The following is a 24544-nucleotide window of genomic DNA, read 5'->3' on the forward strand; positions in this document are numbered from 1 at the left end:
GCCATGGAAGAGAAGCTGCGCTTCGCCATCCGTGAAGGCGGCCGCACCGTCGGTGCCGGCATCGTCGTCACCATCAAAGAGTAATCGAGCCCGGCATCGCCGGATCGAAACGGATAGGGGCGGCCCTCGGGCCGCCCTTTTTCGTTGGCCAGATGTGCCTGTTTTGGGGTCCCAATCTCTGTTGCAAGTCTGTGAGCCTCTACAGTATAGATTGCATTGAGGGCTTGGTCGGATGGTTCCACAGCACCGTTTGCATAGTCGGTCATGGTGGGCACTGGGGCTGATCTGCCTGGTGTCGATGTTTGCCATGGGCACTGCCGCCTTGGCGGCCGAGACAAAAAATTCAGAGCCGGATCCGGATCCGCCGATGCGGTTCGTCGTCGTGCGCAGCGACGCGGCGGGCTGTGAGCCGAGCTGTCCGGAATGGATATCGGCCGAGGGTGCGATATCGGCCAAGTCGCCGGCGCTGCTCAAGGCTGCCCTGAAAACGCTCGGCGGCCGCAAATTGCCGATCGTCATCAACTCTCCCGGCGGCGATGTCGATGCAGCCATCGCCATGGGCCGGATGATACGCAAGAACAAGCTCGACATCGCGGTCGGCAGGACCTGGTTCGTCGGCTGCGAGCCAGGGGTGAAAAACTGCAAGGAGAACGACGCCAGAGGCGCGCACTATATCGGCAGCCCCTATGTGCTCGGCAGCTATTGCGCATCCGCTTGTCCAATGATGCTGGCCGGCGGCACCAGGCGCCTGGTCGGGCCGCTGGCCTATCTCGGCGTCCACCAGATCACCACCACGATCGTGCAGATGAACGTGCAATATCAGGTCCGCTACCGGATCGTGAAAGGCAAGAAGCGGGTCATCAGCAAGAAGGTCGTCAGCCGCAAGAACACCGGCAGCTACAAGACCTACGAGATGAGCAAGGGGGTGGAGCGCAAGCTGTCCGCCTATTTCAAGGAGATGGGTGTCGACCTCAGCATTATCGAGACGATGAAGAGCACGCCGGCCAGCGACATCCAGCAGATCGACCTCAGCGACATGCTGACAATGAAGCTGGTCACCAGCGAAGACGCTGCAGATCTGCTGACCAGCGCAAGCCTGTGCAGGCTGGACCTTCCGGCTCCGAATTGCCGGGAAATACCGGCGAACAAGCCAGCCGGCGGCCTGCCGGATGTGGCAAAGGCTGCGCCGCTGCCGGTGAAGCCGGAGAGCGCGCCGCACGATGACGGCATGCGCTTTGTCGTGGTTCGCGGCAGCAACCCGCTCTGCAATCCCGACTGCCCGGAATGGATTGCAGCGCAAGGCGCGATTACGCCCCAGACGCCGCAGAAACTCAGCCAATTGCTCGCCACGCTTGGCAACCGGCGGCTGCCGGTGGTGATCAGCTCGCGAGGCGGCGACCTCTCCGGCGCCCTGGCGGCGGGCCGGATCATCCATGAAAAGAAGCTCGACGTTGCCGTTGCCCGCACCGATTTCGTCGGCTGCGACCCGGCAGAGTGGAATTGCCTGGCCAGGGAAGGCGCCTATGCCGGGCTGAGCGTCGATGGCGACGGCGACTGCGATTCGGCCTGCGCGCTCATGCTGGCCGGTGGCGCCAGGCGGCTTGTCGGTACCCAGGTGCGGCTAAGCCTCTATCTGATGGGGCAGAAGCAGGCGGTCAAGTCCTACCTCGACGAGATGGCGATCAGCCCCGCTTTGTTCAGGGCGCTCCAGGGCAGTTCGGTCGAGCGCCAGCTCGAACCCGACATGATGCTGAAGGTTGGCCTGACGACCGGGCGCCAGTCGGTGGATGCGCTGACGGGTTCCAGCATCTGCAAGTCGGCGCCGAAACCTGAGAATTGCCGCGTGGTGCCGTCGTCCAATGGCTGATCGCGCCTATCGTCATGGAAGAGAAGCCTTGCTTCGCCTTCCGTGAAGGCGGCCGCACCGTCGTGCCGGCGTCGTCATCACCATCGAGAAATAGTCGAGCCGGTGTCAGCCGGATCGACCAGGAGAGGGCGGTCTTTGGGGCTGCCTTTTTGTTTCCGGCGTTGCGCGGCACAAGTATTGCACGGTTGGTCAAAGCTATTGCAAGCACCGTCGCCGCAACTATTATGGATTGCATTGAGGGGTTTGCCGGGCGTGGTTTGAGGACACCGTTCAGACAATGCTGCAAGGTGGCGGCGCGGGCTGGTTCGGCTGGCGACGGTGGCCGCGATGGCGATGGCTGCCTTCGCCGCGAAGGCCGAGGATGCCGCCCCCGGGACATGGCAGACATTGCTCCCTCTGCAGGGAGTGCCCTATCCGACGAATGATCCGACGATATGGTCCGAGGATCGCTCGGAGATGAAGTTTGTCGTCGCGCGCAGCAACGCACCGGGCTGCGAGCCCAATTGTCCGGAGTGGATCTCCGCCGAAGGCGACATCGCAGCCGGCACGCCAGCCCTGCTCAAGCGCACCTTGAAGAAGCTAGGCAGTCGCAAACTGCCGATTATCGTCAATTCCTTTGGCGGCAACGTCAATGCAGCGCTCGAACTTGGCCGGATAATCCGCAAGAACAAGCTCGATATCGCCGTAGGCAAGACCGAGTTTTCCGACTGTTGGCCCGGGACGGATGGTTGTGGTTTTAGTTACGGCAAAGGTTCCGCCTATCTCGGCCGGGCGTCTGATGGCGCCAGCTGCAACTCCGCCTGTCCGCTGATGTTTGCCGGTGGCGTCCGCCGCGTGGCCGGCGGCTGGAACTATCTGGGTGTTCACCAGATCACGACCACCTGGTTCCCCTCCACCACGCACTACCGGACCACATATCGCGTCAAACGGGGCAAAAAATATCGGGTCACCACGCAAACGGTCACTCAAGGTGAAAGCTACAAGACCTATGAGATGAGCAAGGGGTACGCGAGAAAGATCTCGGCCTATCTCCGAGAGATGGGTATCGGGCAGGGCGTGCTGGACTTGATGAAGGCGACGCCGGCGAGCGACATCAGGCAGATCGGCCTCCACGATATGCTGACGATGAAACTGGCGACCAGCACGGACACTCTGGACCTGTTTACCAGAGCAAGTTTGTGCATGTTCGACCCGCCGGCTCCGAACTGCCGGGAAATACCGGGAAACAAGCCAGCCGGCGGACAAACGCCCGTGGCCAAGCCGGCCGTGGTGGCTGCGATCAAGGCAAAGACCGGCCCCCCACTTTCTCAGGCGGCCAAGGCTCCAGCTCCCAAGCCGTTGCAGGCAGCGCCAGGGAATTCGACGCCAGATATGCGCTTCGTTGTCGTTCGCGGCAGAGACTCGCTCTGCAATCCCGATTGCCCGGAATGGATCTCGGCGGAAGGCGCGATGACGCCTCAGACCCCGCAAAAGTTGCGCCAGTTGCTCGACACCCTTGGCAACCGGCGGCTGCCGGTGGTGATCAGCTCACAGGGGGGCAGCCTGTTCAGCGCTCTGGCCGCGGGAAGGCTTATCCATGAACGGAAGCTCGACGTCGCCGTCGCTCGCACCACTATCGTCGGCTGCGACCCGCCCGAGGCAGGCTGCTTGGCCGATAACGGTGCCTATGTCGGGCTGATTAGCGATTTTGGAGTGGAGTGCGATTCGGCCTGCGCGCTCATGCTTGCCGCCGGCGCCAAAAGGCTGGTCGATCCCAAGGCGAGGCTCAGCATGTCCTCGAGGGGACAGACGCAGTTGGTTAAAGCCTACCTGGAGGAGATGGAGATGGACCCAGCTCTGTTCGCCGCGATAGGCTCGGTCGAGCGTCAGCTCGAGCCCGACATGATGCTCAAAGTCGGGCTGACAACCGGGCCGGAGTCGGTGGAGGCGCTAACTGGCCCCGCTATTTGCAAAACCTCACCCAAGCCCGACAACTGTTTGCTTCCGCCGACAGCCAAGGCCGAGTCGCCCGCCAAACTGTAGGCATCGCAGAAACTGGCCATCGAGGCAGGTTGAGCCATGCCCGATTTCTCCGCTATCGTCGTGGCAGGCGTCGCCCGGGGGAGGATCGAGAATGAGCCAGGATATCCCGACACTCTACGAATGGGCCGGCGGCATCGAAGCCCTCAATCGGCTGACGGAAACCTTTTACGACAAGGTGTCCCGCGACCCGGTGGTCGGCCCGGTGTTCAAACACATGTCGCCGGATCATCCCGCGCATGTCGCGGCCTTTATCGGCGAGGTTTTTGGCGGGCCGAAGACCTACAGCGAGAAATTTGGCGGTCACCGCGAGATGGTCATGCATCATCTCGGCAAGCATTTGACGGAGGAACAGCGCCGCCGCTGGATCAGCCTGCTTGCCGATGCCGCCGATGCGGTCGGGTTGCCGGACGATCCCGAATTCCGCTCCGCCTTCATCGGCTATGTCGAATGGGGATCGCGGCTGGCCAAGATGAACTCTGCCCTCGGCGAGACTTGCGACCCGCAGACCGAACCGATGCCGGCCTGGGGCTGGGGCGTGCCGGGCGGGCCGTACAAGCCGCCGGCCGGGGGCTGAGCGCCGGCATGCGGCTTCAGGCAGGCGAAAAATCGAGATAGGCAGGGACGGGCTGGTCATCACCTATCCGGATTTCCGGCAAAGGATCTGAAAGCGCGTCAGACAACTCTTTACAGCGCGCCCGGAAGCTTTTAGGAAGCGCCTGCGCTGAAACGCGCGTACGGGCATAGCTCAGTTGGTAGAGCGGCGGTCTCCAAAACCGCAGGTCGTAGGTTCGAGCCCTGCTGCCCGTGCCATTTTCCTTGTTGGAATCCGGCATTTTAGAAACGCCTTGTTTTGGCTCCTCGTTTGGTTGGGCTGAAGCCGCGTACTCACGAGCCCATCCGACGTTCCGAAGGCATGCGCAGAGCGAGAGCGCTGATGCGCAATGCCGAAGTCGGCGTATTTCCACGAACCGATTTCCTTGATCCAACTGCCATTGGCGAGCCAATTGCCGTTTGCGTTCACAATTCAGAATAGGCCTATTTTGCTGCCGCCGGCTGCTTTTCAGCGGCTGCGAATTATTGGAAGCGGGATGCCGGCCTGGCTTCTGGAATTTTTTTGAACAGGGGTCTTGAACCGGTTTTCAGCCCTTCCCAATTCGTTTCCCGCCGAGGCCGATTGGCTTGGCAAAAAATGGCGGCGCCGCACGGGGCGGCGTCCTTGTACCCATGTTGCTTCAAGGAGGATGTGGCTATGAGAACCTTTGATACTCTCTATCGCAGCACCGTCGGTTTCGACCGTCTTTTCGACATGCCCGACAATGGTACGCGGCCCGACTGGCCACCCTATAACATCGAGAAGGTCGACGAGAACGATTACCGTATCTCGATGGCCATCGCGGGCTTCAGCCAGGATGAGGTTGAGCTGACCCAGCATGGACCCGAACTGGTCGTGGCAGGCCAGAAGGCTGATGACCAGAGCGGACGCCAGCTGCTGCACCAGGGCATCGCCTACCGCAGTTTCAGGCAGACGTTCAAGCTTGCCGACCACATGAAGATCAAGGCAGCAAACCTTGAGAACGGTCTCCTGACCATCGACATCGTCCGTGAGATTCCCGAAGAGCTGAAGCCTCGCCGCATTAGCATCGGGGCCGGCGACGCCCAGGTGGGCAAGCAGATCGCCCAGGATACGGAACGCACCCGCAAAGCGGCCTGATCGTATCGATTCAGTTATCCCTGCGGTCCGCCTCCCGGCTTCGGCCGGGAGGCCCAGATTGCGGAGAATGGAGATGGACAACTTCTACGAGACACCGACACTTTCTGCGGCACGCTCGGGCAAAATTGAAACTTCTTTGTGCTTGCTCGACAATCCAGACAACGTCATCAACCATCCACGCCTCAGCAGTGGAGAAAAGCGGGCACTGCTTTCCTCGTGGGCGTCCGATGCCTGCGCGGTGGAAAACCAGCCTGCCTTGCGCCGCCTGGACAACGGCACGGTAATCCCTGTCGACCAGATTCTGAGTGCGTTGAAGGCTCTGGATGAGAAACCCACGCTGGGGAAAGAGACTTCAGGCCGGGTGCTGCCTTGGCGACCCTCCTCGCGCCGCAGCGTTCTCAAGGCTTGGCGGCGTCGGGGCCGTTCTTTCGGCCCCGACGATGACGACGACCCGCCCCCGTGCCCGGCAGTGATCGCGCCGCGCCCACGCCCACCATGCGGAATGGGCGCAGTGGCCGGGGTCGAACTCGCCTGTGCCTAACTAACCCTGGGTTGATCCAGCTGCCTCGGCATGGGCAGCTGGATTCCAATCTTGCGTGCGCTTCATTTGGTTTCCAAAACAGCAGGTCGCAGGTTCGTCCGCAACGCCATTTCCTCGAACTTGTAATCGCGTGCCTGATTTCCGGATCCACCTCCTGGAATTGGGGTCCGGCATTGAAAAAGGGCAGGTGGCTTGCCATATTGGGCGAACTGAGGCATAAGGCCCCGATAGCCGGGACGGGACGACTGGATGGTTCCGAGGCGGCGTTTGGTCATAAAGCGGACACTTGCCACTTGCGTGGATCAAGAATCGGTTTTATGTAGACACAACAGACACGCGACGCGTGGAGCTGGGAAGCCGGCTTTACGCGTCCGATTTGCATGGGCGAAATGGCGCTGATTCGGCGCCGACTTGAACCCAGGCGGCACGTCCCGGCCAGCGGGATCATCCAGGAGACCCGGCCAACGGGTCTTGAAGACAGAGCGGCATATGGCTTCGAAAACCACAAATCCTTTCGTCTTTCTCCAGCAGGTTCGCGCGGAAACCGCCAAGGTGACTTGGCCGTCGCGCCGGGAGACGATGATCTCGACGGTGATGGTGCTCGTATTCGCGGTCATCGCGATGATCTTTTTCTTCACCGCCGACGTGGCCATGGGCTACGCGATCGAGCGGTTACTGAGCCTCGGCCATTAAGTCCGGCGATTACGGAGAAGTCTTGAAATGACCGCGCGCTGGTACATCGTCCACGCCTATTCGAACTTCGAAAAGAAGGTCGCTGAGGACATTGAGAACAAGGCCAAGCAGAAGGGCCTGTCCGCCGATATCGAACAGATCGTGGTGCCGACCGAGAAGGTCGTCGAGATCCGCCGCGGCCGCAAGGTCGATGCCGAGCGCAAGTTCTTTCCGGGCTATGTGTTGCTCAAGGCCAATCTGACCGATGCGGTGTTCTCGCTGGTCAAGAACACGCCGAAGGTCACCGGCTTCCTCGGTGACTCCAAGCCGGTGCCGATCACCGAAGCCGAGGCGCAGCGCATCCTGAACCAGGTTCAGGAAGGCGTCGAGCGGCCGAAGCCCTCGGTCACTTTCGAGATCGGCGAGGCGATCCGCGTTTCGGATGGCCCGTTCGCCTCGTTCAACGGTTTCGTCCAGGAAGTGGACGAGGAGCGGGCGCGGCTCAAGGTGGAAGTATCGATCTTCGGGCGCGCCGTGCCGGTCGATCTGGAATTCGGACAGGTCGAAAAGGGCTGATCCGAAAACCCTGCGCCGGTCGCCGGCAAGGGGAGGCGGCGCGGAAAGCGCGCGGCCATGAACGGGTGGGAGGCGAATGCGGCTTTAGCCGGCCGCGCGGACCGCACCACCAGACTGCAACCGCCGGTGTTCCCGATACTGGGGCCGGCATGAGATAAAGGCAGGAAAGAGATGGCTAAGAAAATTGCAGGCCAGCTCAAGCTCCAGGTCAAAGCGGGATCGGCTACGCCGTCTCCGCCGATCGGCCCGGCACTTGGCCAGCGCGGCATCAACATCATGGAATTCTGCAAGGCGTTCAACGCGCAGACCCAGGAAATGGAAAAGGGATCGCCGATCCCGGTCGTCATCACCTATTACCAGGACAAGTCCTTCACCTTCGTCATGAAGACGCCGCCGGTGAGCTACTTCCTGAAAAAGGCGGCGAACTTGACGTCAGGTTCGAAAGAGCCGGGCAAGATCAAGGCCGGCACGATCGGCCGCGACAAGGTGCGCGCCATCGCCGAACAGAAGATGAAGGATCTGAACGCAAACGACGTCGAGGCGGCCATGCGCATGGTCGAGGGCTCCGCCCGCTCGATGGGTCTGGAAGTGGTGGGCTGAGATCATGGCAAAGATTGCAAAGCGTGTATCGAAGTCCCGTGACGGCATCGACCCCAACAAGGCCTATGCCCTTGGTGAGGCGCTGAAGCTGCTCAAGGACCGTTCGACGGTGAAGTTCGACGAGACCATCGAAGTGGCGATGAACCTCGGCGTCGACCCGCGCCATGCCGACCAGATGGTCCGCGGCGTGGTCAACCTGCCGAACGGCACCGGCCGCTCGGTCCGCGTCGCCGTGTTCGCACGTGGCGGCAAGGCCGATGAGGCTCGCGCCGCCGGCGCCGACATCGTCGGTGCCGAGGATCTGGTCGACATCGTCCAGAAGGGCACGATCGACTTCGATCGCTGCATCGCCACGCCGGACATGATGCCGCTGGTCGGCCGTCTGGGCAAGGTGCTGGGCCCGCGCGGCATGATGCCGAACCCGAAGGTCGGCACCGTCACCACCGACGTCGCCGCCGCCGTCAAGGCATCGAAGGGCGGCGCTGTCGAGTTCCGCGTCGAGAAGGCCGGCATCGTTCATGCCGGCGTCGGCAAGGTCTCGTTCGACGTCAAGGCGCTGGAAGAAAACGTCCGCGCCTTCGCCGATGCCGTGACCAAGGCAAAGCCGGCTGGCGCCAAGGGCAACTACGTCAAGAAGGTGTCGGTCACCTCGACGATGGGCCCAGGCCTCAAGCTCGACGTCTCGACGCTCGCAGCGTCTTGATACGAACATCTGGATCGGCTGCCAAGGCGCTGATCCGCAAGTGAATTCCGGGCCTCCGACTTGTCGGCGGCCCGGTACCGGAAGTCGAGAGGCTTCCGGACATCCTGTCCGAGATTGCAGGCGGCCCAGAAGCCTTAATTGAATTGGGCCTGCATGAGACGGGTGAAAACCGGACAACGGAGCGACAAGCTCCAATGAAAGGTTCGAACCGTGTTTGCCTTTTGTCTGCGCATCTCCGGCTTGCCGTCGATGTGGCGAAAGGGGGCAGGATCCTCGAGCGTCGTTCGGGAGATCTGTAATGGATGGCCCGGCCGGCAAAAAGGCAACCCGACGCCTGTCCCACTAGCGGGGCAGGGGTCAACTGGAGATAGGCAGTGGACAGAGCGGAAAAACGCGAACTCGTCACGGGCCTGAATGGTGCTTTTGCAGGCGCTGGTTCAGTCGTCGTGGCCCACTACGCCGGTATCACCGTCGCGCAAATGAACGACCTTCGGTCGAAAATGCGCGCTGCCGGTGGCACCGTCAAAGTCGCGAAGAACCGTCTCGCCAAAATCGCTCTTCAGGGCACGGACTCCGCATCGATCATCGACCTGTTCAAGGGACAGACGCTGATCGCTTATTCGGAGGATCCGATTGCGGCGCCGAAGGTCGCGTCCGATTTCGCCAAGGGAAATGACAAGTTGGTCATTCTCGGCGGCGCAATGGGCACCACCTCGCTCAACGCCGACGGTGTGAAGGCACTCGCCACACTTCCGTCGCTCGATGAGCTGCGCGCCAGGCTGGTTGGCATGATCGCCACGCCGGCAACCCGGATCGCCCAGATCGTCAATGCGCCAGCGGCTTCGGTCGCGCGCGTAATCGGCGCTTACGCCCGGAAGGACGAGGCGGCATGAGGCCGTTCCTCGCTATCACAAACACACGTTCGAACCTGATGAAGGAATACAACAATGGCTGATCTGGCAAAGATCGTAGACGACCTTTCGAAGCTGACCGTCCTCGAGGCGGCCGAGTTGTCGAAGCTTCTGGAAGAAAAGTGGGGCGTTTCGGCTGCTGCTCCGGTGGCGGTTGCCGCTGCCGGCGGCGCTGCCGCTGCTGCTGCTCCGGCTGAGGAAAAGACGGAATTCGACGTCGTCCTCACCGAGGCAGGCGCTCAGAAGATCAACGTCATCAAGGAAGTCCGCGCCATCACCGGCCTGGGCCTCAAGGAAGCCAAGGATCTGGTCGAAGCAGCTCCGAAGCCGGTCAAGGAAGCCGTTTCCAAGGCTGACGCTGAGAAGTTCAAGGCCCAGCTGGAAGCAGCCGGCGCCAAGGTCGACCTGAAGTAAGCGTAAAAGCGGCGGGCGGCCTCGCGCCGTCCGCCACTCCCTTCATCAGAGGGGAGGATGCGTAGCGCGAGATGTACGAGAACCTCTTTCCTGAGGGCCGAAACCGGCCTTCAGGAAACGGGTTTTCTCCCGTTTTAGCCGTCGCCGCCAGGCGGCGGGAAACAGATCAGGGGCCGCCGCCGAGGTGGCCGCGCATGCAAGGTGAGCCGCGGCGAGGCTCGCCCCGAGTTTATAGCTAAGGAGCGACGATGGCCCAGACCCAGACTTTCAATGGCCGCAGACGCGTACGCAAGTTCTTCGGAAAGATTCCGGAAGTTGCGGAGATGCCGAACCTGATCGAGGTTCAAAAAGCATCCTATGACCAGTTCCTGATGGTGGCGGAGCCCAAGGGTGGGCGTCCGGACGAGGGACTGCAGGCCGTTTTCAAGTCGGTTTTCCCGATCTCCGATTTCTCCGGCTCCTCGATGCTGGAGTTCGTGAAGTACGAGTTCGAAGGACCGAAATTCGACGTTGACGAATGCCGTCAGCGCGACCTGACCTATGCCGCGCCACTCAAGGTGACGCTGCGCCTCATCGTGTTCGATATCGACGAGGATACCGGCGCAAAGTCGATCAAGGACATCAAGGAGCAGGACGTCTATATGGGCGACATGCCGCTCATGACGCTCAACGGCACCTTCATCGTCAATGGCACGGAGCGCGTCATCGTCTCGCAGATGCACCGTTCGCCGGGCGTCTTCTTCGACCATGACAAGGGCAAGTCGCACTCCTCGGGCAAGCTTTTGTTTGCGGCGCGCGTCATTCCCTATCGCGGTTCGTGGCTCGACATCGAGTTCGATTCCAAGGACGTCGTGCATGCCCGCATCGACCGCCGCCGCAAGATTCCGGTGACGTCGCTCTTGATGGCGCTCGGCATGGACGGCGAAGAGATCCTGTCGACCTTCTACAACAAGATCACCTACAAGCGCGCCGGTGACCACTGGCGCATCCCGTTCAACGTCGAGCGTTTCCGCGGCCTGAAGGCCGTTGGCGACCTCGTCGATGCCGATACCGGCGAAGTTGTCGTCGAGGCCGGCAAGAAGATCACCGCCCGCCAGGCAAGAGCGCTTGGCGAAAAGGGTCTGAAGGCGATCAAGGCGACCGACGAGGATCTGCTCGGCAATTACCTGGCCGAGGACATCGTCAACTACGGCACCGGAGAGATTTTCCTCGAAGCCGGCGACGAGATCGACGAAAAGACGCTGAAGGTGCTGCTCGGCACGGGCGAAAGCGAGATCAAGGTTCTCGACATCGACCACGTCAATGTCGGCGCCTACATCCGCAATACGCTCAACGTCGACAAGAACGAGAGCCGCCAGGACGCACTGTTCGACATCTACCGTGTCATGCGCCCGGGCGAGCCGCCGACGCTTGAAACCGCCGAAGCCATGTTCAACTCGCTGTTCTTCGACTCGGAGCGCTACGACCTGTCGGCCGTCGGCCGCGTCAAGATGAACATGCGCCTCGAGCTCAAGGCTGAGGACACCGTGCGCGTGCTGCGCAAGGACGACATCCTGGCGGTGGTCAAGACGCTGGTCGAACTGCGCGACGGCAAGGGCGAGATCGACGACATCGACAATCTCGGCAACCGCCGCGTGCGTTCCGTCGGCGAGCTGATGGAGAACCAATACCGCGTCGGCCTGCTGCGCATGGAGCGCGCGATCAAGGAACGTATGTCCTCGATCGAGATCGATACGGTGATGCCGCAGGACCTGATCAACGCCAAGCCGGCGGCTGCCGCCGTGCGCGAGTTCTTCGGTTCCTCGCAGCTGTCGCAGTTCATGGATCAGACCAACCCGCTGTCGGAGATCACCCACAAGCGCCGCCTGTCGGCACTTGGACCGGGCGGTCTGACCCGCGAGCGCGCCGGCTTCGAAGTGCGTGACGTGCACCCGACGCATTACGGCCGCATCTGCCCGATCGAGACGCCGGAAGGCCCGAACATCGGTCTGATCAACTCGCTGGCGACCTTCGCGCGCGTCAACAAGTACGGCTTCATCGAAAGCCCGTACCGCAAGATCGTCAATGGCAAGCTGACCAATGAGGTCGTCTATCTCTCCGCTATGGAAGAGTCTAAGCACCACGTTGCGCAGGCCAATGCCGAGCTCGACAAGAATGGTGGTTTCGTCGACGAATTCGTCATTTGCCGCAGCGCCGGCGAAGTGATGATGGCGCCGCGCGAAAACGTCGATCTGATGGACGTGTCGCCCAAGCAGATGGTGTCCGTGGCCGCGGCGCTGATCCCGTTCCTCGAGAACGACGACGCCAACCGCGCGCTGATGGGCTCCAACATGCAGCGTCAGGCCGTGCCGCTGGTGCGCGCCGAAGCGCCGTTCGTAGGCACCGGCATGGAGCCGATCGTTGCCCGTGACTCGGGTGCCGCCATCGGCGCCCGCCGCGGCGGCATCGTCGACCAGGTGGACGCGACGCGTATCGTCATCCGCGCCACGGAAGATCTCGATCCCGGCAAGTCGGGCGTCGACATCTACCGGCTGATGAAGTTCCAGCGTTCGAACCAGAACACCTGCATCAACCAGCGTCCGCTGGTGCGCATGGGCGACCGCGTCAACAAGGGCGACATCATCGCCGACGGTCCGTCGACCGAGCTCGGCGATCTGGCGCTCGGCCGCAACGTGCTGGTCGCGTTCATGCCGTGGAACGGCTACAACTACGAGGACTCGATCCTGCTCTCCGAGCGCATCGTGGCCGACGACGTCTTCACCTCGATCCACATCGAGGAATTCGAGGTCATGGCCCGCGACACCAAGCTTGGACCGGAGGAAATCACGCGCGACATTCCGAACGTTTCGGAAGAAGCGCTGAAGAACCTCGACGAAGCCGGCATCGTCTATATCGGCGCGGAAGTGCAGCCGGGCGACATCCTGGTCGGCAAGATCACGCCGAAGGGCGAAAGCCCGATGACGCCGGAAGAAAAGCTCCTGCGCGCCATCTTCGGTGAAAAGGCGTCCGACGTTCGCGACACCTCGATGCGCATGCCTCCGGGCACCTTCGGCACAGTCGTCGAAGTGCGCGTCTTCAACCGCCACGGCGTCGAGAAGGACGAGCGCGCCATGGCGATCGAACGCGAGGAGATCGAACGCCTCGCCAAGGACCGCGACGACGAGCAGGCGATCCTCGACCGCAACGTCTATTCGCGCCTTTCCGACGTTCTCGTCGGCAAGGAAGCGATTGCCGGGCCGAAGGGCTTCAAGAAGGGCTCGAAGCTGTCGAAGGACACGCTTGACGAGTATCCACGTTCGCAGTGGTGGCAGTTTGCGGTGGAGAACGAAAAGCTCCAGAGCGAACTGGAAGCCCTGCGTGGCCAGTACGACGATTCCAAGAAGGCGCTCGAGCAGCGCTTCATGGACAAGGTCGAGAAGGTCCAGCGCGGCGACGAAATGCCTCCGGGCGTCATGAAGATGGTCAAGGTCTTCGTGGCCGTGAAGCGCAAGATGCAGCCGGGCGACAAGATGGCGGGACGTCACGGCAACAAGGGTGTCGTGTCGCGGATCGTTCCGGTCGAGGACATGCCTTTCCTCGAGGACGGCACGCATGCCGATATCGTGCTCAACCCGCTGGGTGTGCCGAGCCGCATGAATGTCGGCCAGATCCTGGAAACGCATCTGGGCTGGGCATGCGCGGGCATGGGCAAGAAGATCGGCGAGCTTATCGACGCGTACAAGACGGCTGGAGACATCAAGCCGTTGCGCAAGACGCTCGAGAGCTTCATCCCAGCCAACGACCGCAACGAGCCGGTCCGCGAATATGACGACGAGAGCATCGTTCGCCTGAGCGAGCAGATGCGCCGCGGCGTCTCCATCGCGACACCGGTGTTCGACGGCGCGCATGAAGTCGACATCAACATCATGCTGGAGCAGGCGGGCCTGCACACCAGCGGTCAGTCGCAGCTCTATGACGGACGCACAGGCGAGCCGTTCGATCGCAAGGTGACGATGGGCTATATCTATATGCTCAAGCTTCACCACCTGGTGGACGACAAGATCCACGCGCGTTCGATCGGTCCTTACTCGCTCGTTACCCAGCAGCCGCTGGGCGGCAAGGCGCAGTTCGGTGGCCAGCGCTTCGGCGAAATGGAGGTCTGGGCGCTGGAAGCCTATGGCGCCGCCTACACGCTGCAGGAAATGCTGACGGTGAAGTCGGACGATGTCGCCGGCCGCACCAAGGTCTACGAGGCGATCGTGCGCGGCGACGACACGTTCGAGGCCGGCATTCCCGAGAGCTTCAACGTGCTCGTCAAGGAAATGCGGTCTCTCGGCCTCAATGTCGAGCTGGAGAATACCAAGCTCGACGACAACCCTGTCCGGCTGCCAGATGCTGCCGAATAGGGGCGCGGCCGAGTAAGCAAGACATCCGGTCGCGGAACGCCGCGACCGGATGCGACAAATTCTACGGCCAGTGGGCCGACCACTCAGCGGGCATTTGGCCCGCGTTAGATGCAAGGGGTTTTCGAGGACCCCGAAAAGGAGAACGGCATGAACCAAGAGGTCATGAATCTCTTCAATCCGCAGGCGCCGGCGCAGGTGTTCGATTCCATCCGGATATCGCTCGCCAGCCCTGAGAAGATTCTGTCCTGGTCGTTCGGCGAGATCAAGAAGCCGGAGACCATCAACTACCGCACCTTCAAGCCGGAGCGTGACGGTCTGTTCTGCGCGCGCATTTTTGGCCCGATCAAGGACTATGAATGCCTGTGCGGCAAGTACAAGCGCATGAAGTACAAGGGCGTCATCTGCGAAAAGTGCGGCGTCGAAGTCACGCTGTCGCGCGTTCGCCGCGAGCGCATGGGCCACATCGAGCTGGCGGCACCTGTCGCTCACATCTGGTTCCTGAAGTCGCTGCCGTCGCGCATCGGCACGCTGCTCGACATGACCCTGAAGGACATCGAGCGCGTCCTCTACTTCGAGAACTACATCGTCACCGAGCCTGGCCTAACCGCGCTGAAGGAGCACCAGCTGCTCAGCGAGGAAGAGTACATGATCGCCGTCGACGAGTATGGCGAGGATTCGTTCACCGCCATGATCGGCGCCGAGGCCATTCATGACCTTCTGGCCGGCATGGACCTGGAGAAGATCGCCGGCGACCTGCGTTCGGAACTGGCTTCGACCACGTCCGAGCTGAAGCAGAAGAAGTATCTGAAGCGACTCAAGGTCGTCGAGAACTTCATGGAGTCCGGCAACCGTCCGGAATGGATGATCATGAAGGTGGTTCCGGTGATCCCGCCGGACCTGCGCCCGCTGGTTCCTCTGGATGGTGGACGTTTCGCGACGTCCGACCTGAACGATCTCTATCGCCGCGTCATCAACCGCAACAACCGTCTGAAGCGGCTGATCGAGCTGCGCGCCCCCGGCATCATCGTGCGCAATGAAAAGCGCATGCTGCAGGAAGCCGTCGATGCGCTGTTCGACAACGGCCGTCGCGGCCGCGTCATCACCGGCGCCAACAAGCGTCCGCTGAAGTCGCTGTCCGACATGTTGAAGGGCAAGCAGGGCCGGTTCCGCCAGAACCTGCTCGGCAAGCGCGTCGACTATTCGGGCCGTTCGGTCATCGTCACCGGTCCGGAGCTCAAGCTGCACCAATGCGGCCTGCCGAAGAAGATGGCGCTCGAACTGTTCAAGCCGTTCATCTACGCCCGCCTCGACGCCAAGGGGTTCTCCTCGACCGTCAAGCAGGCCAAGAAGCTGGTCGAGAAGGAGCGTCCGGAAGTCTGGGATATCCTCGACGAGGTCATCCGCGAGCATCCGGTGCTGTTGAACCGTGCACCGACGCTGCACCGCCTCGGCATCCAGGCGTTCGAGCCGATCCTGATCGAAGGCAAGGCGATCCAGCTGCATCCGCTGGTCTGCACGGCCTTCAACGCCGACTTCGACGGCGACCAGATGGCCGTTCACGTGCCGCTCTCGTTGGAAGCGCAGCTTGAAGCCCGCGTGCTGATGATGTCGACCAACAACATCCTGCACCCGGCTTCCGGCGCGCCGATCATCGTGCCTTCGCAGGACATGGTCCTGGGTCTCTACTATCTCTCGATCGTCAATCAGAACGAGCCGGGCGAAGGCATGGTGTTTGCCGACATGGGCGAACTCCAGCACGCGCTCGAGACCAAGGCGGTGACGCTGCACTCCAAGATCAAGGGTCGTTTCCGCACGGTCGACGCCGAAGGCAAGGTCGTGTCGAAAATCTACGACACCACGCCTGGCCGCATGATCATCGGCGAGCTGCTGCCGAAGAACGTCAATGTGCCTTACGAGACGGCCAACCAGGAGATGACCAAGAAGAACATCTCCAAGATGATCGACACCGTCTACCGGCACTGCGGTCAGAAGGAGACGGTCATTTTCTGCGACCGCATCATGGCCCTCGGCTTCAGCCACGCCTGCCGCGCCGGCATTTCGTTCGGCAAGGACGACATGCTGATCCCGGACGCCAAGATCAAGCTGGTTTCCGACACCGAGGCTTTGGCCAAGGAATACGAGCAGCAGTACAATGACGGCCTGATCACGCAGGGCGAGAAGTACAACAAGGTCGTCGACGCCTGGGCCAAGTGCTCGGAAAAGGTCGCCGACGAGATGATGGCCCGCATCAAGGCCGTCGAGTTCGAGGACAGTGGCCGTCAAAAGCCGATGAACTCGATCTACATGATGTCGCATTCGGGTGCGCGTGGTTCGCCCACCCAGATGCGTCAGCTCGCCGGCATGCGCGGCCTGATGGCAAAGCCCTCGGGTGAAATCATCGAGACGCCGATCATCTCGAACTTCAAGGAAGGCCTGACCGTGCTCGAGTACTTCAACTCGACCCACGGCGCCCGCAAGGGTCTGGCCGACACCGCCTTGAAGACGGCGAACTCGGGCTACCTCACCCGTCGTCTGGTCGACGTGGCGCAGGACTGCATCGTCAACTCCGTGGATTGCGGCACCGACAAGGGCCTCACCATGCAGCCGATCGTCGATGCCGGTCAGGTCGTCGCTTCGGTCGGCCAGCGCGTGCTGGGCCGCACCTCGCTCGACGACATCACGCATCCGGTTTCGGGTGAGGTTCTGGTCAAGGCCGGAACGCTGATGGACGAACGTGACGTGGAAAAGATCGAAAAGGCCGGCGTGCAGTCGGTCCGCATTCGCTCGGCACTGACCTGCGAGGTCAGGATCGGCGTCTGTGCGGTCTGCTACGGACGCGATCTTGCCCGCGGCACCCCGGTCAACCAGGGCGAAGCCGTCGGCGTTATCGCGGCGCAGTCGATCGGCGAGCCGGGGACCCAGCTCACCATGCGTACCTTCCACATGGGCGGTACGGCGCAGGTGGTGGACAGCTCGTTCCTTGAAGCCTCGTATGAGGGCAAGGTCGAGATCCGCAACCGCAACGTGGTGCGCAACTCGGACGGCCAGCAGATGGTCATGGGCCGCAACATGGCGGTGCTGATCCTCGACGAAGCCGGCAAGGAGCGTGCCTCGCATCGCCTTACCTATGGTTCGCGCATCTTCGTGGACGATGGCGACAAGGTGAAGCGCGGCCAGCGTATCGCCGAATGGGATCCCTATACCCGCCCCGTCCTCACCGAAATCGAGGGCAAGGTGTCGTACGAGGATCTGGTCGACGGCATTTCCGTTCAGGAAACGGCCGACGAATCGACCGGCATCACCAAGCGCGAGGTCATCGACTGGCGCTCGACGCCACGCGGCAACGACCTCAAGCCGGCGATCGCCATCCTTGACCCCAAGGGCAAGGTCGGCAAGCTGTCGAAGGGCGGCGACGCCCGCTTCCTGCTCTCGGTAGAGGCCATTCTTTCGGTCGAGCCGGGTTCGCAGGTTCGTCCCGGCGACGTTTTGGCGCGTATCCCGATGGAAAGCGCCAAGACCAAGGACATCACCGGCGGTCTGCCGCGTGTTGCCGAACTGTTCGAGGCACGTCGTCCGAAGGATCACGCCATCATCGCCGAGATCGATGGCACGATCCGCTTCGGCCGCGACTACAAGAACAAGCGCCGCATCATCATCGAGCCGCATGACTCGACGCTTGAGCCCGTCGAATACCTGATCCCGAAGGGCAAGCCGTTCCATCTCCAGGACGGCGACGTCATCGAGAAGGGCGACTACATCCTCGACGGCAATCCGGCGCCACACGACATCCTGGCGATCAAGGGCGTGGAAGCACTTGCTTCCTACCTCGTGAACGAAATCCAGGAAGTCTACCGTCTGCAGGGCGTGTCGATCAACGACAAGCACATCGAGGTGATCGTTCGCCAGATGCTGCAGAAGGTCGAGATCACGGTGCAGGGCGACTCGACCTACATTCCGGGCGACCACGTCGACGTGATCGAACTGGAAGAGGTCAACGAGCGCCTGGTCGAGGACGGCAAGAAGCCGGCCGAAGGCCAGCCGGTGCTGCTGGGCATAACCAAGGCCTCGCTGCAGACGCCGTCCTTCATCTCGGCCGCCTCCTTCCAGGAGACGACCAGGGTGCTGACCGAAGCTGCGGTTGCCGGCAAGACCGACATGCTGCAGGGCCTGAAGGAAAACGTCATCGTCGGCCGGCTGATCCCGGCCGGTACCGGCGGCACGATGAGCCAGATCCGGCGCATCGCCACCTCGCGCGACGAACTGATCATCGACGAGCGCCGCAAGGCCTCCGGTGTCGAGGTCGCCGAGCCGATGCTGACCGACATGGTCAACGCCGCGCAGTAAGCGCGGTAGGACGAGAAGAAGGAAAGGGGCCCAAGTGGCCCCTTTCCGCGTTTTGACCCTAATCGGATCGAGGAAAACATGAGCAAGAAGGTATGGACTGACGTCGACGACTACATCGTTTCCTCTCTCTTCGAGGCGGATCCCATCCTCGAAGCGGTGCTTGCGGCCAACCGCGACCAGGGCCTGCCGGCCATCGACGTATCGCCGGCGCAGGGCAAGCTGCTGTCGCTGCTGGTCCGCATCAGCGGCGCCAGGAAGGTGCTGGAGATCGGCACGCTCGGCGGCTACTCGACCATCTGGATGGCAAGGGGATTGCCCGTCGGCGGCAAGATCGTGACGCTCGAACTCGAGCCGCATCATGCAAAAGTCGCGCACTCGAATCTCGAGCGGGCAGGGGTGTCGGACAAGGTCGAGCTCAGGATCGGCCCCGCGCTTCAGTCGCTTGAGACGCTGGCTGCCGAAAATGCCGGTCCGTTCGATCTGATCTTCATCGACGCCGACAAGCCGAACAATCCGAATTATCTGTCATGGGCCATGCGCCTGTCGCGGCCGGGGACGGTCATCATCTGCGACAACGTCATCCGCGACGGCACCGTGCTCAACGACGATGGCCGTGACGCCTATGTCGAAGGCGCACGCGGTGCGTTTTCCTTCATCGGCGGCGACAAGCGCCTGGACGGCACCGCCATCCAGACCGTCGGCGCCAAAGGCTATGACGGCTTTGCGATTGCGATCGTCGAGTAAGGCTGCATGGTGAGTGACCGGACTGCGGTCCGGCAGAACTCATCGTTCAATCGAAGAACGCTCCCACCACATTGCGCTTGCCGAGCATGAAGGCGTCGGCCACGTGCTGCAGGGGTGCCAAATCGACATCGGAGACGCCGGCGCGTACGATTTCAGCGAAGCGCCGGTAAAGCTGGGGATATTCGGCCTCCGGCTCGTCGTGAACCACCTTGCCGTCGATGGCGAGCTTGGTGCCGCCGCCGGACAGCACCATCTTGCCCTTGTCGGTGTCGGCCAGGATGTCCCAGCTCTGTGGTCCCGTCTGCAGCCAGTCGAGCTCCATGGTCACCGGCAACCCATCCGAGGTACGGAAGGTCACGTGGGCCGCCACAGGCGAGGCGCGGTTTTCCGGGAAGTCGAGGACGGCCGAGGTGATGAACATCGCCGGCAGGATGTGGGTTGCGATCGACAGTGCGTTTATGCCGGGATCGAAGACGCCGAAACCGCCCGGCGCCCAGATCCAATCCTGGTTCGGATGCCAGCGGCGGACATCTTCCTTCCAGACGATGGCGGCCGAGTTGACCTTGGCCGACGCCAGGAAGGCACGCGCGGCTTCCACCGCCGGCGCGTAGCGCGAATGCCAGCTGGCGAACAGTGAGACGCCACTGGCTGCCGCCAGCCGCTTCAGGTCCTCGACCTCGCTGACGGTGGCGCCCGGCGGCTTCTCCAGGAAAACATGCTTCTTCGCCATCAGCGCGGTGCGTGCCGCGTCGTAGCGGAACTGCGGCGGCATGCACAGCGACACGGCCTCGAGTTCCGGCACCGCGTCGAGCATCGCCTCGATGGTCGGAAAATTCGGGATGCCGTCCACCTTGCCGTGCCGGCTGGCGGCGGCGATGAGGCGGTAGTCCGCATCCTTGGCCACTGCCGGCAGATGCTGGTCGCGCACGATCTTGCCGACGCCGACGATGCCGAGCTTGATGGGACCATTGTTCGAGGGCATGGGAACTCCGCGGATTCGAATTTGGCTTGTTAAGTCGCTTGGTTCTTAGCAGAGAACCGGTGCCGGGCAAGCCGGCGCGGTGACAGGCGCAAGCAGCCGGCGACGCTCAGAGCGGAACCTCGAACGTAACGATCGACACTTCGCCTTCGAGCGCACCCTGAAAGGCTGACAGATGCGGCTCCTCGTCGGGTTCGCCGTCCATATCGCCGATCTGGTCGAGCTCGACCTCGGCATAGCCTTCGGCCGCAAGCGATTCGAGCACCCGGCGCACGGCCGAATCGTCGTCGGGCGCAACCAGCATCACATGGACGCCTTCCGGCTTGCCGCCCTTCTTTTTCCAGACCCGGCCGGTGACGATGGTGACCGGGCGCTCCTCATTGTCGTTCACGGGCTGATTCCTCTTGAGACGGGGGCGGGCGAGGGGTTTTGGGCTGTCCATGGCGCCTTTTGCCATGAAGAACCCGCGCATGACAGCCAAAAGCCGGTCACTTTCTTGTCTGCCCGGTCACTTTCTTCCTTTGCCTTGCAAAATGAAGAAAGAAAATTACATGCGTTTTTCGCATGGCTGCCAAGCCGTGGTCAGCGCGCAATATTTGGCGCGCCGGGGTTGACGGTTCACGGTCTTGCGAGTAGAAGCCGCCCAGTCAGAACCGATGTGAGGCTCTCCCTTCCGAAGCGACACGCTTTGGAGTTTGCCTCAAACAGGGTTCGTTTTACGAGCGAAAAGACATTTCCGGCGCGCATGAAGCGGTTCCCGCTTCCTCTGCATTTTGTTCGGGCAGGACCGCGAGGCGCGGTTTATGGCCCGAATTTGCGTATGGAATTGGCGCTTTGAGCGGCCCTGACCGGGCGAGACACGGAATTGAGAGACAAGAGGGTTTAATGCCTACCGTCAACCAGCTGATCCGCAAGCCGCGCATTGCGCCGGTGAAGCGCAACAAGGTCCCGGCCATGCAGCAGAACCCGCAGAAGCGGGGCGTCTGCACGCGCGTCTATACAACGACGCCGAAGAAGCCGAACTCGGCACTGCGCAAGGTGGCCAAGATCCGCCTGACCAACGGCTTTGAAGTGATCGGCTACATCCCCGGCGAAGGCCACAACCTTCAGGAACACTCCGTGGTCATGATCCGCGGCGGCCGCGTCAAGGATCTTCCGGGCGTGCGCTACCACATCATCCGCGGCGTGCTCGACACGCAGGGCGTGAAGAACCGCAAGCAGCGCCGTTCGAAGTACGGCGCCAAGCGTCCGAAGTAAGGGGCGTCCGAAGTAAGATTTTCCGGCCCTGGCGCTACTTGAATGCGTCGGGCTACGAGATTGAGAGACAAAAGCCATGTCGCGTCGTCACAGTGCAGAAAAGCGTGAGATCAATCCGGACCCGAAGTTCGGCGATCTGATCGTCACCAAGTTCATGAACGCCGTCATGTATGACGGCAAGAAGTCGGTTGCCGAGACCATCGTCTACGGTGCGCTCGACCAGGTTCAGTCGAAGACCAAGCAGGAGCCGGTCACCGTCTTCCATCAGGCGCTCGACAATGTCGCGCCGCATGTGGAAGTCCGGTCGCGCCGCGTCGGCGGCGCTACCTACCAGGTTCCGGTCGATGTGCGCCCCGAGCGCCGCCAGGCCCTGGCGATCCGCTGGCTAATTGCAGCTGCGCGCAACCGCAACGAGACCACCATGGTCGACCGCCTCTCCGGCGAGTTGATGGACGCGGCCAATAACCGCGGCACCGCCGTGAAGAAGCGTGAAGACACGCACAAGATGGCAGAAGCCAACCGCGCTTTCGCGCACTACCGCTGGTAAAGCGCGAACGAGACTGAGAAGGCATCCACGATGGCCCGCGAATACAAAATCGAAGACTACCGCAATTTCGGTATCATGGCGCATATTGACGCCGGCAAGACGACGACCACCGAGCGCGTCCTCTATTACACGGGCAAGTCGCACAAGATCGGCGAAGTCCACGACGGCGCTGCCACCATGGATTGGATGGAGCAGGAGCAGGAACGCGGCATCACCATCACGTCCGCCGCCACCACGACTTTCTGGAAGGGTCGCAGCGGCAAGATGTACCGCTTCAACATCATCGACACTCCCGGACACGTCGACTTCACCATCGAAGTCGAGCGTTCGCTGCGCGTGCTCGACGGCGCCATTGCGCTGCTCGATGCCAATGCCGGTGTCGAGCCGCAGACGGAAACCGTCTGGCGCCAGGCCGACAAGTATAAAGTTCCGCGCATGATCTTCTGCAACAAGATGGATAAGATCGGCGCCGACTTCTACCGCTCGGTCGAGATGATCGGCTCGCGTCTTGGTGCGCATGCCGTCGTCATGCAGTTGCCGATCGGCGCCGAGACCGAGTTCAAGGGTGTCGTCGATCTCGTCGAGATGAACGCGCTGGTCTGGCGCGACGAGACGCTGGGCGCTGCCTGGGACGTCGTCGAGATCCCGGCCGATCTCCAGGCCCGTGCCGAAGAATACCGCGAGAAGATGATCGAAGCCGCCGTCGAAATGGACGAGACGGCTCTCGAGAATTACCTCGAAGGCAAGATGCCGTCGAATGACGAGATCCGCGCGCTGATCCGCAAGGGCACCATCGCGGTCAAGTTCTACCCGATGTTCTGTGGCTCGGCCTTCAAGAACAAGGGCGTGCAGCCGCTGCTTGACGCCGTCGTCGAATACCTGCCGTCGCCGGCCGATGTTCCCGCCATCAAGGGCGTCGACGCCAAGACCGACGCCGAGATCGAGCGTCATGCCGACGACAACGAGCCGCTGTCGATGCTGGCCTTCAAGATCATGAACGACCCGTTCGTCGGTTCGCTGACCTTTGCCCGCATCTATTCGGGCAAGCTGACCAAGGGCATCTCGGTCGATAACACCGTCAAGGGCAAGAAAGAGCGCATCGGCCGCATGCTGCAGATGCATGCAAATTCGCGCGCCGACGTCGAGGAAGCCTTTGCCGGCGACATCGTTGCTCTGGCTGGCCTCAAGGACACGACCACCGGCGACACGCTCAGCGATCCGCTGCACCCGGTCATCCTCGAGCGCATGGAATTCCCCGATCCGGTCATCCAGATCGCCATCGAGCCGAAGACCAAGAACGACCAGGAAAAGATGGGCCTCGCCCTTCACCGCCTGGCCGCCGAGGATCCGTCATTCCGCGTCAAGACCGACGAGGAAAGCGGCCAGACCATCATTTCGGGCATGGGCGAACTTCACCTCGACATCATCGTCGACCGCATGCGCCGCGAGTTCAAGGTCGAGGCCAATGTCGGCGCGCCGCAGGTGGCTTACCGCGAGACCATCACCCGCAGGCACGAGCAGGACTACACCCACAAGAAGCAGACCGGCGGTACCGGTCAGTTCGCTCGCGTCAAGATCGTGTTCGAACCGAACCCGGAAAGCTCGGAGTTCGAGTTCGAGACCAAGATCGTCGGCGGTGCGGTTCCCAAGGAATACATCCCGGGTGTCGAAAAAGGCATCAACAGCGTTATGTCGTCGGGTCCGTTCGCGGGCTTCCCGATGATCGGCGTCAAGGCGACGCTCATCGACGGCGCGTACCACGATGTTGACTCCAGCGTCCTGGCCTTTGAAATCGCAGGCCGCGCCTGCTTCCGTGAAGCCGCACCCAAGCTTGGCGTGCAGCTGCTCGAGCCGATCATGAAGGTCGAGGTCGTGACGCCGGAAGACTATGTCGGCAGCGTCATCGGCGACCTGAACGGCCGTCGCGGCCAGATCCAGGGCCAGGAGGCTCGCGGCGTGGCTGTCGTCATCAACGCGATGGTGCCGCTGGCCAACATGTTCAAGTACGTCGACAACCTGCGCTCGATGAGCCAGGGCCGCGCGGCCTACACGATGCAGTTCGATCACTATGAGCCTGTGCCGACCGCGGTCGCCCAGGAAGTCCAGAAGAAATACGCGTAACCCCAGCGGGTTGCATCGGTAACTTAATTCAAGGCCCGTACGGGCGAGCAGATTGGAGACATCACATGGCAAAAGGTAAATTCGAGCGTAACAAGCCTCATGTGAACATTGGCACGATTGGCCACGTCGATCATGGCAAGACGTCGCTGA

20 protein-coding genes and 1 tRNA gene are annotated in these 24544 nt (G+C 61.9%); 19 read left to right on the forward strand and 2 right to left on the reverse strand.

The window, feature by feature from the left end:
- The 16 genes from NKI10_RS29920 to NKI10_RS29995 all read left to right on the forward strand — a co-directional run.
- On the forward strand, positions 1 to 84 hold an 84-nt coding region (locus NKI10_RS29920; RefSeq protein ID WP_455749504.1), incomplete at its 5' end, for an EF-Tu C-terminal domain-related protein.
- Positions 85 to 367: 283 nt separating this feature from the next.
- A complete protein-coding gene (locus tag NKI10_RS29925) occupies positions 368 to 1867 on the forward strand; it encodes a COG3904 family protein (RefSeq protein ID WP_502897601.1) in 1500 nt (499 codons plus the stop codon).
- Between the two features lie 327 nt (positions 1868 to 2194).
- The gene (locus tag NKI10_RS29930) at positions 2195 to 3889 is read left to right on the forward strand and encodes a COG3904 family protein (RefSeq protein WP_352862542.1); all 1695 of its coding nucleotides are present in this window, start codon (positions 2195 to 2197) and stop codon (positions 3887 to 3889) included.
- 91 nt (positions 3890 to 3980) lie between these two features.
- Positions 3981 to 4463 carry a group II truncated hemoglobin gene (locus tag NKI10_RS29935; RefSeq protein WP_023823284.1) on the forward strand — a complete coding sequence of 161 codons (483 nt, stop codon included), beginning with the start codon at positions 3981 to 3983 and terminating at the stop codon, positions 4461 to 4463.
- Positions 4464 to 4623: 160 nt separating this feature from the next.
- Positions 4624 to 4699: transfer RNA gene (locus NKI10_RS29940), tRNA-Trp, on the forward strand.
- Positions 4700 to 5138: 439 nt separating this feature from the next.
- Entirely contained in the window at positions 5139 to 5600 is a 462-nt protein-coding gene (locus tag NKI10_RS29945) for an Hsp20 family protein (RefSeq protein ID WP_023737200.1), read from the forward strand.
- Between the two features lie 73 nt (positions 5601 to 5673).
- Positions 5674 to 6141, forward strand: coding sequence for a hypothetical protein (locus tag NKI10_RS29950; protein ID WP_352497461.1), 468 nt, complete (start codon positions 5674 to 5676; stop codon positions 6139 to 6141).
- 489 nt (positions 6142 to 6630) lie between these two features.
- A complete protein-coding gene (gene secE, locus NKI10_RS29955; protein ID WP_023667439.1) occupies positions 6631 to 6834 on the forward strand; it encodes a preprotein translocase subunit SecE in 204 nt (67 codons plus the stop codon).
- A gap of 27 nt (positions 6835 to 6861) precedes the next feature.
- Positions 6862 to 7389 carry a transcription termination/antitermination protein NusG gene (gene nusG / locus NKI10_RS29960; protein ID WP_006333333.1) on the forward strand — a complete coding sequence of 176 codons (528 nt, stop codon included), beginning with the start codon at positions 6862 to 6864 and terminating at the stop codon, positions 7387 to 7389.
- A 171-nt stretch (positions 7390 to 7560) separates the two neighbouring features.
- Entirely contained in the window at positions 7561 to 7989 is a 429-nt protein-coding gene (rplK, locus tag NKI10_RS29965; RefSeq protein ID WP_006333334.1) for a 50S ribosomal protein L11, read from the forward strand.
- A 4-nt stretch (positions 7990 to 7993) separates the two neighbouring features.
- Entirely contained in the window at positions 7994 to 8692 is a 699-nt protein-coding gene (rplA, locus tag NKI10_RS29970) for a 50S ribosomal protein L1 (protein ID WP_023667438.1), read from the forward strand.
- A gap of 374 nt (positions 8693 to 9066) precedes the next feature.
- Positions 9067 to 9585, forward strand: coding sequence for a 50S ribosomal protein L10 (gene rplJ / locus NKI10_RS29975; protein WP_023667437.1), 519 nt, complete (start codon positions 9067 to 9069; stop codon positions 9583 to 9585).
- Between the two features lie 54 nt (positions 9586 to 9639).
- Positions 9640 to 10017: a 50S ribosomal protein L7/L12 gene (rplL, locus tag NKI10_RS29980; RefSeq protein ID WP_023667436.1), complete on the forward strand. Its 378-nt coding sequence runs from the start codon at positions 9640 to 9642 to the stop codon at positions 10015 to 10017.
- Positions 10018 to 10265: 248 nt separating this feature from the next.
- Positions 10266 to 14402 carry a DNA-directed RNA polymerase subunit beta gene (gene rpoB / locus NKI10_RS29985; RefSeq protein WP_023686024.1) on the forward strand — a complete coding sequence of 1379 codons (4137 nt, stop codon included), beginning with the start codon at positions 10266 to 10268 and terminating at the stop codon, positions 14400 to 14402.
- Positions 14403 to 14549: 147 nt separating this feature from the next.
- Positions 14550 to 18746, forward strand: coding sequence for a DNA-directed RNA polymerase subunit beta' (rpoC, locus tag NKI10_RS29990; RefSeq protein WP_023667434.1), 4197 nt, complete (start codon positions 14550 to 14552; stop codon positions 18744 to 18746).
- Positions 18747 to 18824: 78 nt separating this feature from the next.
- The gene (locus tag NKI10_RS29995) at positions 18825 to 19490 is read left to right on the forward strand and encodes an O-methyltransferase (RefSeq protein WP_023713031.1); all 666 of its coding nucleotides are present in this window, start codon (positions 18825 to 18827) and stop codon (positions 19488 to 19490) included.
- Positions 19491 to 19536: 46 nt separating this feature from the next.
- On the opposite strand, the gene NKI10_RS30000 is transcribed toward NKI10_RS29995, so the two are convergent.
- Both NKI10_RS30000 and NKI10_RS30005 read right to left on the reverse strand, forming a co-directional pair.
- Positions 19537 to 20472: a Gfo/Idh/MocA family protein gene (locus NKI10_RS30000; protein ID WP_352862543.1), complete on the reverse strand. Its 936-nt coding sequence runs from the start codon at positions 20470 to 20472 to the stop codon at positions 19537 to 19539.
- Positions 20473 to 20578: 106 nt separating this feature from the next.
- Complete coding sequence (locus tag NKI10_RS30005) at positions 20579 to 20860, reverse strand: hypothetical protein (RefSeq protein WP_023686022.1); 282 nt, start codon at positions 20858 to 20860, stop codon at positions 20579 to 20581.
- A 494-nt stretch (positions 20861 to 21354) separates the two neighbouring features.
- On the opposite strand from NKI10_RS30005, the gene rpsL reads away from it, so the two are divergent.
- From rpsL to fusA, 3 genes are all read left to right on the forward strand, one after another.
- Positions 21355 to 21726: a 30S ribosomal protein S12 gene (gene rpsL, locus NKI10_RS30010; protein ID WP_006333356.1), complete on the forward strand. Its 372-nt coding sequence runs from the start codon at positions 21355 to 21357 to the stop codon at positions 21724 to 21726.
- Positions 21727 to 21802: 76 nt separating this feature from the next.
- Positions 21803 to 22273: a 30S ribosomal protein S7 gene (gene rpsG / locus NKI10_RS30015; RefSeq protein ID WP_008875664.1), complete on the forward strand. Its 471-nt coding sequence runs from the start codon at positions 21803 to 21805 to the stop codon at positions 22271 to 22273.
- A gap of 30 nt (positions 22274 to 22303) precedes the next feature.
- Positions 22304 to 24394, forward strand: a complete 2091-nt coding sequence (gene fusA / locus NKI10_RS30020) for an elongation factor G (protein WP_023667430.1) — start codon at positions 22304 to 22306, stop codon at positions 24392 to 24394.
- The last annotated feature ends 150 nt before the right edge of the window (positions 24395 to 24544 follow it).

The organism is Mesorhizobium sp. M0802, from assembly GCF_040320115.1.
Classification (GTDB): domain Bacteria; phylum Pseudomonadota; class Alphaproteobacteria; order Rhizobiales; family Rhizobiaceae; genus Mesorhizobium.